Consider the following 14134-nt stretch of genomic DNA (forward strand, 5'->3'; position numbering starts at 1 on the left):
GTGTCACATGCTGCGTCCGTTGTCCTTGTTGATCGCCGGCGTGCTCGGCGTTGCTGCCGGTACCGTTCCGCCCGCCGCACAGGCCGCCCCGGCCAGCCTGTCCAAGACTGCGAACAGCAGCGCCATTCCCGACATCGCCTACACCCGCTTCACCCTGCCCAACGGCCTGACCGTGGTGGTGCACGAAGACCACAAGGCGCCGGTGGTGGCGGTGAGCATCTGGTACCACATCGGTTCCGGCGATGAGCCGGCCGGCAAGACCGGCTTCGCGCATCTGTTCGAGCACCTGATGTTCTCCGGCTCGGAAAACAACAAGGGCAGCTTCTTCGCGCCGCTGGAAAAGGTCGGCACCACCGACATGAACGGCACCACCTGGTTCGACCGCACCAATTACTTCGAAACCGTGCCGACCACCGCGCTGGATACCGCGCTGTGGCTGGAATCGGACCGCATGGGCCACCTGCTCGGCGCCATCGGCCAGGAAGAACTCGACACCCAGCGCGGCGTGGTGCAGAACGAAAAGCGCCAGGGCGAAAACCGCCCCTATGGCCGCGTGGACCAAAACATCCTGTCCAACCTGTTCCCGGCCAACCATCCGTACCAGCACGACACCATCGGCTCGATGGAAGACCTGGACGCGGCCTCACTGGCGGATGTCAAACAGTGGTTCAACGATAACTACGGCGCGGCCAACACCACACTGGTGCTGGCCGGCGACATCACCGTGGCGCAGGCCCGCGCCAAGGCCGAGCAGTATTTTGGCGATATCCCGTCCGGCAAGCCGGTGGCGCGTCAGCAGCCGTGGGTGACCCCGCTGGCCGCACAGAGGCGCGGGGTGCAGCACGACCATGTGTCGCAGCCGCGCATCTACCGCACCTGGGCCGCGCCGCAGCTGGGCACCGACGACATGATCCAGCTGGATCTGGCCACCACCGTGCTGGGCGGCGGCAAGACCTCGCGGCTGTACCAGCGCCTGGTCTATCAGGACCAGCTGGTGGACGACGTCTCCGCGGCGATCCAGCCGTTCGCGCTGGCCAGCCAGATGCAGATCCAGGCCGACGTGAAAGATGGCGTGGACCCGGCCAAGGTCGAGGCCATCATCGATGAAGAGCTGAAGAAGTTCCTCGCCGAAGGGCCCACCGCCGACGAACTGCAACGTGCCCAGGTGGCCTACCGCGCCGGCTTCGTGCGCGGCCTGGAGAAGGTGGGCGGCTTCGGTGGCAAGGCGGTGATCCTGGCCGAGGGCCAGGTCTATCGCGGCGACCCGGGTGCCTACAAGCAGGATCTGCAGCGCGGCCAGGCCGCCACCATCGGCAGCGTCAAGCAGGCCGCATCGACCTGGTTCGGCAAGGGCGACTACCTGCTCACCGTACTGCCGGCCGGCAAGGACTTCGACCCCGCCGCCGAAGACAAGGCCGTGGTCGCGCGCGGCACCGAGCCGGGCAAGCCCGCGCCCAAGCTGCCGGCGGCGGGCAAGTACAAAGTCACCGCCAGCAAGCTCGATCGCAGCAAGGGCGTGCCCGACACCGCCAGCTTCCCGGACCTGAGCTTCCCGCAGCTGCAGCGCGGCAAGCTGAAGAACGGCGTGGAAGTGATCCTGGCCGAACGCCACACCATCCCGGTCACCCAGGTGGAGCTGTTGTTCGACGCCGGCTACGCCGCCGACCAGGGCAAGAAGCTCGGCACCGCCAGCTTCAGCGCCGCACTGATGAACGAGAGCACCGCGTCGCTGGATTCGGTGGAAGTGGCGCAGCGCCGCCAGCGCCTGGGCGCCATCACCGAGGTGGGCTGCGATCTGGACAGCTGCAGCGCCTCGCTGAATGCCCTCAACGACCAGCTGCAGCCGTCGCTGCAATTGTTCTCCGACATCGTGCGCAACCCGGCCTTCAAGACGGCGGACATCGAGCGCATCCGTGGCCAGTGGCTGGCCGGGATCGCGCAGGAAAAGACCCAGCCCAACAGCCTGGGCCTGCGTGCGCTGCCGCCGCTCATGTACGGCGACAAGCATCCGTACGGCATCCCGCTTACCGGCAGCGGCACCGAGGCGGCGATCAAGAGCCTCAATGCCAAGGACCTGCAGGCCTTCCACAGCCAATGGCTGCGTCCGGACAACCTGCGCATCCTGGTGGCCGGCGATACCACGCTGGCGCAGATCATCCCGCAGCTGGATGCCGCCTTCGGCGACTGGAAGGCCCCGGCCGCACCGGTGCCGAAGAAGAACCTGGTCAACGTGGCCGCGCAGCCCAAGCCGCGCGTCTACCTGATCAACCGCCCGGACGCACCGCAATCGGTGATTCTGGCCGGCCTGCTGGCACCGTCGACCAAGGCGCCGGACAACCTGGCAATCACGGTGGCCAATGGCGCCTTCGGCGGCACCTTCACCTCGCGCTTGAACATGAACCTGCGTGAGAACAAGCGCTGGGCCTACGGTGCACGCACCCAACTGGTGGATGCGCAGGGCCAGCGGCCGTACATGTTCTCCGCGCCGGTGCAGACCGACAAGACCGCTGAGTCCGCCAATGAAATCTTCAAGGAAGCCACGGCCATCATCGGCGACAAGCCGCTGACCACCGAGGAGATCGAGAAGATCAAGAACCAGCGCATCCGCGCCCTGCCCGGCAGCTTCGAAACCACCGGTGCGGTGCTCGGCGCGATCGAAGGCATCGTGCAGTTCGACCGCCCGGACAACTACGTGCAAACGCTCAAGCCGCGCCTGGAAGCGATCGATCAGCCGGCCGCGCAAGCCGCCATCAAGGACATCATCGCGCCCAATGCGATGACCTGGGTGATCGTGGGCGACCTGAAGAAGATCGAAGCCCCGGTGCGCGCGCTCAAGCTGGGCGAGGTGCAGGTGCTGGACACCGACGGCAAGCCGGTCAAGCGCTGAGCGCGCTGATCGGCACGGCCGCGCAGCCCTCACAGGCAGGCGCGGCCGATCCGTGGACACCGATAGGCATAACGTGAGCGGCGGTTTCTGCGAGCCGTCCGCACGCGTCCAGACGTTGGCCTGCTGGATCTCGGCAGCCGTGCGAACGCCGAGTCTTGCAGCCACATGGCAACGCGCACTGCAGCGCGCGTTACCGTTAGTGCATGATCGCGTTCACTGCCTGCCTGCGCGCAGGCGATATCCACGCCACGTTATCGGCCTGCCCGCTAGCGTGGCGTCCTTCCTTTTGCTGACATGGCGCATTCAATGAAAGACATGCCGATGGCAGACGAAGCGTCGCGCCAACAGGTGTTGGACGGCTATCGCATCGTCGACAGCCTGCCCGAAGACACCTACCAGGACATCGTGCAGGTAGCCGCCTCGCTGTGCGAGACGCCGATCGCCCTGATGTCGCTGGTGGACCGCGACCGCCAGTGGTTCAAGGCCCGCTTAGGCCTGGACCTGCAACAGACCGACCGCAGCCAGGCGGTGTGCGACCACGCGATCCGCAGCCCGGACCACTTGATGGAAGTGCCAGACCTGAGCAAGGACCCGCGCTTCACCGATATTTCGGTGGTCACCGGCGAGGTGGGCGCGCGTTTCTACGCGGGCATGCCGCTGGTGACTTCCGAAGGCGTGGCGCTGGGCACGGTCTGCGTGCTGGACACCGAACCGCGCGCCCTCAACGAGGCCCAGCGCACCGGGCTGCAAGCGCTGGCGCGCGTCGCCATGCGCCTGCTGGACGAACGCCAGCGCGAACTGCAGCGCGAACGTGACGCCATCCTGCAGCCGGCCGCTCCTGCGGCAGCGGCGGGCACCGCGACCATTACCGATGCCGACACCGGCTATCACCTGGTGATTCTGGAAGTGCAGGAACTGGCCGCCCTGGCCCAGCAGCAAAGCGAGCGCCTGCTCGGACGTGCGTTGCAGCAGCTCGACCAGACCCTGGCCAGCTTTCTGCAGGCCAGCGGCGACAGCGTGGACCGGGTCACCGACAGCGCCGAGTTCATCGCGGTGCTGCGCGGCAACGATGCCGAACGCAAACTGCAGGGGCTGCGCGAGATCGCCGAGCAGCAGCGCGCGCACGGCCTGACCGTGCTGGTGGGCGAGGCTTACGCCGGGCGCGCCGACGAGCCGATTGGCCAGGTCTTCCTGCGCGCCGAAGTGGCACTGAGCGCAGAGAAGGATCGCTACCGGCAGGGACTGGCGCAGTAGCGCCACAGGACCGCAGGTACGCAGGTACGCAGGTACGCAGGTACGCAGGTACGCATCCGCAGCGTTGTGGATGTGTGCGGTGGTAGTGGCGGCGGCCGTTGAGGATGCTGATGTCTTCGCCAGCCCGACGTAATGCTGCATCGGTTTGAACAACGCTGCTCATGTAAGCACTGCCGCATCCGCATTTGCAGAGCGCTGCAGACCTGGAACTACGTCGTCTCAGGTACCGCTTACTTTAAAAAAATTGGACGCCCCCTGCGCACGTCCTTGCCCGGCACTCACACCAGACAGCAACCGCACCTTTAACGGCGCAAGCGCAGTTGCATTGATGCGCTGATGCAGCGATCACCCTGCACCGCCACGCCGTCGTCCATCCGACTGGATCTACGTCGTCTCAGGTACCGCTTAGCCTTCAGAAAAAATGGACGTCCCTTGCGCACGTCCTTGCTCGCATCCACGGCAAGCAGCAACCGCACTTTCAACGGCCCGCGCGCAGTTACATTGATGCGCTGATGCAGCGATCACCCTGCACCGCCACGCCGTCGTCCAGTCGAACTGCGCGCACTTAAGCAGCTGAGATGCGCTGCTGCGTTGCACGGATCGATGACCAAGGACCATCGCAGCGCCGGCAAAGTACGTCCCTGGCGGTGGCGGTGGCGGTGGCGATGGCGATGGCGATGGCGATGGCGATGGCGATGGCGATGGAAGGTATAAGACGCCACGCCTACGCAATCCACGCGCGGCATCGGCGCCCCAATTCGCAACGACGACGCGCATCGAAACAAGCGCACCACACAAAACCGCGACCGCCAGCGCACTCAACGCAATGCCCCGCGACTGGTCACGCGAACCATAGCCTTCGCAACGAACCCTATGCGATGTGCACGCGGATCAGCCAGCGGCGCACTGCTTGAGTTGGCGATCCGCGTACCACAGCGCGCGGCGCGCCAGGTCGTAGGCGCTGTCGGCCTGCCGCGGCAGCAACTGCGCGGCCAGGACCGGATCGGCGCCGTTGTTCAAGGCATGCTCGGCGCGCTCCAGGTCGGCCAGGTGGCCGCGGACCGTGCTGAGCAACGGCGTGCGCGTGGCTGCTTCGCAACGCGCGCTGCGTTGCTCCAGCGCCGCCAATGCATCGCGGATGCGCCGGCTGGCCTCGCCCTTGAGATCGGGCAGGCTCTCATGCGCGATCGGCGCGGCCTTGTAGGCATCGCCGGTGGCAGCGCTGCCCATCTCGGCCTGCTTGCCGGCCAGCGCCGGGTTGAAGCGCACATCCGGCGGCGGCCGCGCCTTGGCCACCTGCGTCTGCGGCCCGTTGATCTTGTCGTTGAGCTTCTTCATGCCGCGATTGAGTCCCTGCATCGCCACATCGCCCAGCGTGCCATCGCTCTTCCAGTCCTTGGCAAAGCGCGTTTCCTGGTACTGCACCGGGTTGACCCGCTCCATCACGCTGCGCGTTTTGGCTGCCACGCGGGCGTCGTCCATGCCCGGCGGCACCGCACCGGCCTGCGCCAGCGGATCGATCTGCGCGCCAGGCGGCATGCGCAGGCGCCCTTCGCGGGTGTACAGCTGGGCGGCCATCGACGCCTCGGCGGGTGCGGTCGCGGTGGATGCGGCCACCTGCCGGGGTGGCGGCGGCGTGCGTGTGGGCGGCGGTGCGGCGCGGGCCGCGGCGGTGGCGGCACGTGGGCGTTGCGCACGCTGTTGCGGTGTGGCCGGCTGCACAGCCTGCGGCAGGGTCGGCAGCGCACGCGGCACGAAGTACACCTGCAAGCTATCGTCGTGTCGCACGCTGTCGCGCGGCGGCGGCATGTACAGCAACAGACAGGCAAGAAAGAACAGAATCGCGCCCGTGCATGCGGCCGCGGCAACATGCGGGATAAGCGATTCCTGCTTGCGAGTCATCACAATGCGGCAGACCAAAAGGGGGGTGATAAGCGGGCGTCGACGCATTGGGGCGCCGCGCAACGCGCAAATCTAGCGGGCCGCGCGCACCGGCGCGTTTGGAATTCGTTGTCTGCCGGCATCGGGCCAGCCGCCATTCACGTTGCGACGGCGGTCACGCTTCCTCCAGCCGGTAGCGGCGCTGGCACACCTCGCAGAAGAAGGCCCGCCGGCCGGCCTTGCCCAGATGCTTGCGGTATTGCAGCGGCGCGCCATCGCGCGGGCAGGTGGTTTTGGTGTGCACCTGGTAGTGCTTCTTCAGCACGAAGGCCTTTTTCCAGGTGTAGAAATCAAAACTGTAGTCGCGCGCCTGCGTGACCAGTTCGCCCAGCTTGCGCGCCGGCAAGGCGCCGACCTGGCTTTCCGGATGCACGCGGATGCGGTGCAGCACTTCGTTCTTGATGATGTTGCCCACGCCGGAAAAAATACTCTGGTCCAGCAGCGCATCGGCAGCCAGCAGCTGCGGGGCTGCACGCAACTTGCGCCGTGCCTGCGCGGCATCCCACAGCGGATTCATGACATCCGCGCTCCAGTCGTACACCTCATCCAGCGGGCGCTCGATGAATTGCACCGAGCAGGCGTAGAAATTGAGTGTCTCGCCCTTGGAAAATTCCAGTCTCAGCCGCGGCACGGCGTTGGGTTTGTCTTCGTTGATGCGGTAACTGCCGAACAACAGGAAGTGGATGCGCACGCTGAACTGAGCGCATTCGATCAACAGATGCTTGCCCCAGCTGCGCAGCGCCAGCACTTTTTGCTGTTGCAGGCGCGCGATGTCCTGCTTGCTGTTGCCCTGCACGCGCAGGATCTTGCGGCCGACAAACGCCGCAGCTTCTTCGCGCAGGATGACAAGGGAGGGACCTTCAGGCATGCCATCAGTATCGAAGCGTGGCGTGAGTCGGCCGTGAGCGCAGTGCAGACATCGTGCAGACGCGCCTGCCTGCATACAGTGCGGCGTGTCCACCTCCGCACCGCCCCCGCAGCCCGCTGCCGCCGCCCTGCCACGGGTGTACTGCGGCTGCGCAGGCTGGTCGATTCCCGCAGCCGAGCGCGCACAGTTCGGCGCCGGCAGCAGCGTGCTACAGCGCTATGCCACGCGCCTGGATGCGGTGGAGATCAACTCCTCGTTCTATCGCCCGCATCGCGCGTCCACTTACGCGCGTTGGGCCGACAGCGTGCCGGCGCACTTTCGCTTCTCGGTCAAGCTGCCGCGCAGCATCAGCTACGATGCGCGGCTGCACCAGGCCGGGCCATTGCTGGACGCGTTTTTGGCGCAGGCGGGCGCGCTGGGCGAGCGCCTGGGCTGCCTGCTGCTGCAGTTGCCGCCCAGCGCGGTGTTCGATGCACGCGTGGCGGCCAGCTTCTTTGCCGTCCTGCGCCGGCGCTGGGACGGCGCAGTGGTATGCGAGCCGCGCCATCCCAGCTGGTTCACCGCCCAGGCGCAGTCGCTGCTGCACCGCCACCGCATCGCGCGGTGTGCGGCCGACCCGGCACCGGTGCCTGCCGCCGCGCTGCCCGACGCGCCAGGGATGCCCGGCGCGCCGGCATATTGGCGCTGGCACGGCACCCCCACGGTCTATTACAGCGGGTACGACAATGCGGCCTTGCAGCGCCTGGCGGCCGCGGTCCGCAGCGGCATGGCCGCGCATGCGGCGAGCGAGCAGTGGGTGATCTTCGACAACACCGCTGCCGGGCTGGCCGTGCCCAATGCCTTGCAGCTGCAACAGCTGCTGGGAATCGACCGCTAGCGCGCGGTGGCGCGCATCTTGCAGCAGCCCTGACGTGTGACACGCACCGCCGTGTGCTCAAGCTGCGCTGGCACGGGCCGATAGGCCTGAATCGGCAGTGTGGCCTTGCACCACGCGGCATTGCGCGAGATCACGTTGCTGAACCCCGTTTGCCGCGTGCGGCGTGCCGGTCCCCCGACACAGCGCCTGCGGCTCCACCCGCCACTTCGGTCGTTTACCATGCCGCACGCCCCCGCCCGTTCTGGAGATGCCATGAGCGCTGCTGCGCCCCCGTGCTGCACCTCGTTGCTTGGTCTGTCGCTGAGCATGTTCGTTGCGCCCTGCGCCCTGGCGGCCACGCCGCTGGAAGGTGCGGTGGTCAGCGCGCCCGCGCCCACGCCGCCCACGCCCGACCTGGCGTATCCGGAGCTGTTCCAGGCCGTGCAGCGCGGCGAGCTGTTCGACGACCAGAAGCACTTCGTCGACTTTCTGCCGCTGCGCGACCCGGCCCTGATCAACGCCGATTATCTGGCGCAGCACGAACATGCCGGCTTTGACCTGCGCAAGTTCGTGGATGCCAACTTCGAGGAATCGCCGCCGGTACAGACCGATGCGATCCGCCAGGACACCGCGCTGCGCGAGCACATCGACGCGCTGTGGCCCAAGCTGGTGCGCAGCCAGACCAACGTGCCCGCACACAGCAGCCTGCTGGCGTTGCCGCACCCGTACGTGGTGCCGGGCGGACGCTTCCGCGAGGTGTATTACTGGGATTCGTACTTCACCATGCTGGGGCTGGTGAAAAGTGGCGAAACCACCCTGAGCCGGCAGATGCTGGACAACTTCGCCTACCTGATCGACACCTACGGGCACATCCCCAACGGCAACCGCACCTACTACCTGAGCCGCTCGCAGCCGCCGTTCTTCTCCTACATGGTGGAACTGCAGGCCGGCGTGGAAGGCGAGGCGGTGTACCAGCGCTACCTGCCGCAGCTGCAGAAGGAATACGCGTACTGGATGCAGGGCGGCGACGATCTGCAACCCGGCCAGGCCGCACGCCATGTGGTGCGCCTGGCCGATGGCAGCGTGCTCAATCGCTATTGGGACGAGCGCGATACGCCGCGCCCGGAAGCCTGGCTGCACGACACCCGTACTGCCGCCGAAGTGAAGGACCGCCCCGCCGCCGATGTCTACCGCGACCTGCGCGCCGGCGCCGAAAGTGGCTGGGACTACACCAGCCGCTGGCTGGCCGACGGCAAGACGCTGAGCACCATCCGCACCACCGCGATCGTGCCGATCGATCTCAACAGCCTGCTGTATCACCTGGAACGCACCCTGGCGCAGGCCTGCGCGCACACCGGCACCGCCTGCAGCCAGGACTACGCTGCGCTCGCACAGCAGCGCAAGCAGGCCATCGACGCGCACCTGTGGAATGCAGCCGGCTACTACGCCGACTACGACTGGCAGACCCGCACGCTGAGCAACCAGGTCACCGCGGCAGCGCTGTACCCGCTGTTCGCCGGCCTGGCCTCGGACGACCACGCCAAGCGCACCGCCACCAGCGTGCGTGCCCGCCTGCTGCGCCCCGGCGGCCTGGCCACCACCGCGTTGAAGACCGGCCAGCAGTGGGACGAACCCAACGGCTGGGCGCCATTGCAGTGGGTGGCCGTGGACGGCCTGCGTCGCTACGGCGAAGACGGCCTGGCCCGCACCATCGGCGAGCGCTTTCTCACCCAGGTGCAGGCGCTGTTCGCGCGCGAGCACAAGCTGGTCGAAAAATACGGCCTGGACGCCGATGCAGCCGGCGGCGGCGGTGGCGAATACGCCCTGCAGGACGGCTTTGGCTGGACCAATGGCGTCACCTTGATGCTGTTGAACCTGTACCCCTCACAGGGCGCCATCCAGGCGCCGGCCAAGACCAAGCGCAAGCCCGAGCCCGCCGCGCCCTGAGCGTGGCGGTGGTTGGCGCATGCCACGCCATCAGCGCCGGCAGCATTGCGGCCTGATCGACGACGGCTGGTAGGAGCGCGCTTGCGCGCGATGGCGCTTTACCGAGAGCGTTGCATCGCGCGCAAGCGCGCTCTCCTACGACGCAGCTCGTGGCCTTCGTCACGCATCGCAACTGGCCACCGGCCAGCACATGCGGCGTATGCGACAACGGCGCAGCTGTGAAGGGAACTGCACCTCAGGCAATCGGCCACGCGCACGGAAGCCTGCGGGCAGCGCATGCATCGCCTTGCCTGCCTCCAGGTACGCGGGCGGCGAGTATCATGCGCACTCTTTACACTTCCAGGACGGACCCATGGCCGTACGCACGCTCAACGAATTTCTCGCCCATTCCAAGGAAAAGGACGTCAGCCCCGATCCGTTCGAACTGGAAAACCCGCATCTGCTCGAGGTGCGCCTGGACGGCATGGTGTGGTCCAAGGCCGGCGCCATGGTCGCGCGCACCGGCAACGTCAAGTTCACCCGTGAGGGCCTGCTGGAACAAGGGCTGGGCAACCTGCTGAAAAAGGCAGTCAGCGGTGAAGGCATGCAGCTGATGAAGGCCGAAGGCCAGGGCCGGGTGTATCTGGCCGACCTCGGCAAGCTGGTGACGCTGCTGCGTTTGAACGGCGAGGCGATCTTCGTCAATGGCAACGACGTGCTGGCGTTCGAGTCGGGCGTCGAACACAAGATCACGATGATGCGCAAAGTGGCCGGCATGCTGTCCGGCGGCCTGTTCAACGTGCGCCTGAGCGGCCACGGCATCGTGGCGATCACCTCGCATTACGAGCCGCTGACCCTGCCGGTCACCGCCGCCAGCGGCCCGGTGTTCACCGATCCGAACGCCACGGTGGCCTGGTCCGGCACGCTGACCCCGGAGCTGGTGACCGATGTGTCGATCGGCACGCTGTTCGGCCGCGGCTCGGGCGAAAGCCTGCAGATGCGCTTCGCCGGCGAAGGTTGGGTGGTGGTGCAGCCGTACGAAGAAGCCAGCTTCCAGGCCAAGGGCTGATACCCGTTGCCCAGCTGCGTATTGCGTGGCTGGGCAACACACCTCCATGTCGGCCACGTTATCGCCAGCCGTAATCGGCGGCGATGCACGTTGCTTCGACAACGCCGTGTCGAGTGCAACGGTTCTGGCGCCACACGCGTGAGCGACGACAATGACGACGAAAGCCGAATTCAAAAAGCAGCTTCAGCATCGGATCGACGCCGCACTTGGTGAGCTGGGATACAGCTACAACAGGAGTCGGGCCGCGTTCGTCAAACAGACCGCCGCCTGCGAGGCCAGAATCGGTTACGACATCACCGCCGCCGGCTATCCAAAGAATATCGTCTCGGTCGATGTGTTGGTCTTTGTCGACCTGCCCGAGGTCAATCGCATTGGCGAGACGCTTTTCGCTCCTCCAGCGGTCAACCCGGCCACGCTCTGGGGAAACCTACGTCTGTTCACGCCAGCCAATAGCGCGAGGGACACCAGCTACTATTTCGACGTATCGGGCAATGGGGATCAGCACGTCAAAGCTCTTGTAGAGGACCTGGGCATCTTCGATGCATTCGCATCGAAGATTTTCGACCTCAGCGCACTGTCGAACACCCACCTTTCAAAACTGCCGCGCATCTATCGAAACTTTGCGGGAGGGCTGACTCATGACTACAAGTACGGCCTGCCGCAATTGATTTCCATCCTGCATGCATTGAACGATGAGTTTGCGCAGGCGCGCGCCTGCGCCGATCATGCAGCGCATCTCACCCTTGCCGAAAAATCGGCATTGCATGCATTTATCGATACAAGAAACGCGCAACCAACCGGCACTACTGGTTAGCGCTAGCTGGTCGATTACCAGCTGCCAGACAGCACCAACGCGTTGTGAAAACGGGCAACGCGCAACCCTGGGCGGCGCATCACACCCATCCGCGCTTGCGGAACCAGGCCAGTGGCACCACCACGCTCAGCGCGATGACGCCCAGCGCCCAGTAGTACGCGTCGTGCCATTTGAGCTCGGGCATATGCGCGAAATTCATGCCCCAGATGCCGACCAGCACCGTGGGCGGAATGCCGACCACCGAGGCCACCGCCATCACCTTCATGACGTTGTTCTGCTCCATGTTGATCATGCCGAGCACGCTGTCGAGCAGGAACTCGATGCGGTCGTCCATGTGCTGCTGGAATTCGCTCAAGGTGGTCAGGTCCTTGTGCAGTAGCCCGATGCGCCTGGGCGCATCGTCGCCAAACCACTCGGGGGCGGCGCCATCCAGGTACGTCACCAGCCGCAGCAGCCCCTGCCCGGCGTTGTGCAGCCCACCCAGGCGGCGCCCCATGTCGCCCACCTGGTGCAGCATGCGCTCCAGCGCGCCCGTCTTGGTCTTGGCAGAGGTGTCGAAAACCGCGCGAGTGGTCTCGGTGATCTCTGCTTCCAGCGCTTCCAGACGGTCCGCCAGGTGGCCGACCAGTTGATCGAAGATGCGCAGCAGCAGGTCGTCGCCGCCCCGGCAGGGCGCGTGCGCCAGCCGCGCGGCCACTGCATCCAGCGAGCCCATCGGCTGCTCGCGTTGGGTGACCAGCATGTGGGGGGAGACCGCAAAGCCCAGCGGCGCGGTCGGGCCGTCGTCGTCCTGGAAGCGCGGCACGTTGAGGAACAGCACATCGCCTTCGTGCCGCACCCGGCTACTGAATTCGATCTCGCCGATCGCCGCGCGGTCGGGCAGCGCAAAGCCCACGCGTTTGGCCGCCTCGGCCAACTCCTGCGCGCTGGGCTGGCACAGGTCCACCCACCATCCCTGCGTGTGATCGGCGGCGGAGGTGGAGTGAATGGTGATCATGCGGTGGGCCATGGCGGAAGACTGCTGGCGAGCATCCGGTGCCGCCTCACCCGCGTCAACGCCGCCGGCTGTCTGCACTCAGCTGGCGGTCGTGTTTGCCCCATGTGCCCGCGCCGCCCGCATGCGGCGGCGGCGCACACTCAGCGGGCTGTGGGCAATTGGTTTTGCTTCACCCAATAGGCAATCGCCAGTACCAGAAACCACAGCGGGCTCACCAGCAGTGCATGCAGCGTGTCCGGCTGCAAGGTCAGCAACACGATGATGAAGGCGAAGAACGCCAGGCACACGTAGCACATCAACACGCCACCGGGCATCTTGAACGCCGAAGCTGCATGCTGCTCCGGGCGCTTGCGCCGGTATGCGATGTAGGCGCACAGGATCAGCGACCACACGAACATGAAGAGCACGGCCGACAAGGTGGTGACCAGCGTGAATGCGGTGACCAGATCGGGAATCAGATACACCAGCATCGCGCCCAGCAGCAGGCAGATGCACGAGAACAGCAGGCCGCGCGCCGGCACCGCCGCCCGCGTCAGCTTGGCAAAGCCCCTGGGCGCGTTGCGTTCTTCGGCCAGGCCGTAAAGCATGCGGCTGGTGGAAAAGATGCCGCTATTGGCCGATGAAGTGGCCGAGGTGAGCACAACGAAATTGATCAGACTGGCCGCCGCCGGCACACCGGCCAGCACGAACAACTCCACGAACGGGCTCTTGTCGGCCACCACCTGCCGCCACGGCGTCACCGCCATGATCGCGATCAGCGCCAGCACGTAAAAGATGAGGATGCGCACCGGGATCGAGTTGATCGCCTTGGGCAGATTACGCTGCGGGTCGGCGGTTTCCGCAGCGGTGGTGCCCACCAACTCGATGCCAACGAAGGCGAATACCGCGATCTGAAACCCGGCAAAGAAGCCGCCGATTCCCATCGGGAACATGCCGCCGTCGTTCCACAGATTGCTCAGCGATGCCACGTGGCCGGAGGGCGACCGGAAGCCCCACATCACCAGGCCCGCACCGGTGATGATCAACGCGCAGATCGCGATGATCTTGATCAGCGCGAACCAGAATTCCAGCTCGCCAAACAACTTCACCGTGACCAGGTTCAACGCCAGCAGTAGCAGCACGCACAGCACCGCCGGCACCCACGGCGCCAGTTCGGGAAACCAGAACTGGGCGTACGCTGCAATCGCGATGACATCGGCAATGGCGGTGATGATCCAGCAGAACCAGTATGTCCAGCCGCAGAAGAACCCCGCCCAGGGCCCGAGCAGATCGGTGGAGAAGTCGATGAATGACTTGTAGTCCAGGTTGGACAGCAGCAGCTCGCCCATGGCGCGCATCACGAAGAACAGCATCACGCCGATGATCAGGTACACGAACAGGATCGACGGCCCGGCCAGGCTGATCGTTCTGCCGGAGCCCATGAACAGGCCGGTGCCGATCGCACCGCCGATCGCGATCAGTTGCAGGTGGCGATTGGACAGACTGCGTTGCAGGTGATCGGGCGCGGACGGGTCGGACATGG

The 14134-nt window shown here is 65.9% G+C and carries 10 protein-coding genes; 6 read left to right on the forward strand and 4 right to left on the reverse strand.

Going from position 1 to position 14134, the window contains the following annotated elements; genetic code table 11:
• Positions 1-7 precede the first annotated feature (7 nt).
• Positions 8-2887 (forward strand): M16 family metallopeptidase, encoded by a 2880-nt coding sequence (locus tag ACCQ01_RS19160; protein WP_228431396.1) that lies wholly within the window; start codon positions 8-10, stop codon positions 2885-2887.
• 306 nt (positions 2888-3193) lie between these two features.
• Entirely contained in the window at positions 3194-4141 is a 948-nt protein-coding gene (locus ACCQ01_RS19165; RefSeq protein WP_285447824.1) for a GAF domain-containing protein, read from the forward strand.
• 891 nt (positions 4142-5032) lie between these two features.
• Here ACCQ01_RS19165 and ACCQ01_RS19170 read toward each other — a convergent pair.
• The gene (locus tag ACCQ01_RS19170; RefSeq protein WP_267131959.1) at positions 5033-6043 is read right to left on the reverse strand and encodes a hypothetical protein; all 1011 of its coding nucleotides are present in this window, start codon (positions 6041-6043) and stop codon (positions 5033-5035) included.
• Positions 6044-6197: 154 nt separating this feature from the next.
• Entirely contained in the window at positions 6198-6950 is a 753-nt protein-coding gene (locus ACCQ01_RS19175) for a DNA-formamidopyrimidine glycosylase family protein (RefSeq protein ID WP_228431399.1), read from the reverse strand.
• An 85-nt stretch (positions 6951-7035) separates the two neighbouring features.
• Between ACCQ01_RS19175 and ACCQ01_RS19180 the strand changes: the two genes are divergently transcribed.
• The 4 genes from ACCQ01_RS19180 to ACCQ01_RS19195 all read left to right on the forward strand — a co-directional run bounded on the left by ACCQ01_RS19180 (position 7036) and on the right by ACCQ01_RS19195 (position 11615).
• Positions 7036-7827, forward strand: a complete 792-nt coding sequence (locus tag ACCQ01_RS19180; protein ID WP_228431400.1) for a DUF72 domain-containing protein — start codon at positions 7036-7038, stop codon at positions 7825-7827.
• Between the two features lie 252 nt (positions 7828-8079).
• Positions 8080-9753 carry an alpha,alpha-trehalase TreA gene (treA, locus tag ACCQ01_RS19185; RefSeq protein WP_228431401.1) on the forward strand — a complete coding sequence of 558 codons (1674 nt, stop codon included), beginning with the start codon at positions 8080-8082 and terminating at the stop codon, positions 9751-9753.
• A gap of 352 nt (positions 9754-10105) precedes the next feature.
• Positions 10106-10801, forward strand: a complete 696-nt coding sequence (locus ACCQ01_RS19190; RefSeq protein ID WP_012437307.1) for an AIM24 family protein — start codon at positions 10106-10108, stop codon at positions 10799-10801.
• 151 nt (positions 10802-10952) lie between these two features.
• Positions 10953-11615: a hypothetical protein gene (locus ACCQ01_RS19195; RefSeq protein ID WP_116888959.1), complete on the forward strand. Its 663-nt coding sequence runs from the start codon at positions 10953-10955 to the stop codon at positions 11613-11615.
• A gap of 79 nt (positions 11616-11694) precedes the next feature.
• On the opposite strand, the gene ACCQ01_RS19200 is transcribed toward ACCQ01_RS19195, so the two are convergent.
• Together ACCQ01_RS19200 and cycA are read right to left on the reverse strand one after the other, a co-directional pair.
• Positions 11695-12612: a CorA family divalent cation transporter gene (locus ACCQ01_RS19200; RefSeq protein ID WP_161962052.1), complete on the reverse strand. Its 918-nt coding sequence runs from the start codon at positions 12610-12612 to the stop codon at positions 11695-11697.
• 140 nt (positions 12613-12752) lie between these two features.
• Entirely contained in the window at positions 12753-14132 is a 1380-nt protein-coding gene (cycA, locus tag ACCQ01_RS19205; RefSeq protein ID WP_228431402.1) for a D-serine/D-alanine/glycine transporter, read from the reverse strand.
• Between the last annotated feature and the right edge of the window lie 2 nt (positions 14133-14134).

It is taken from the genome of Xanthomonas sp. NCPPB 4037, from assembly GCF_041475695.2.
Lineage (GTDB): Bacteria > Pseudomonadota > Gammaproteobacteria > Xanthomonadales > Xanthomonadaceae > Xanthomonas > Xanthomonas campestris.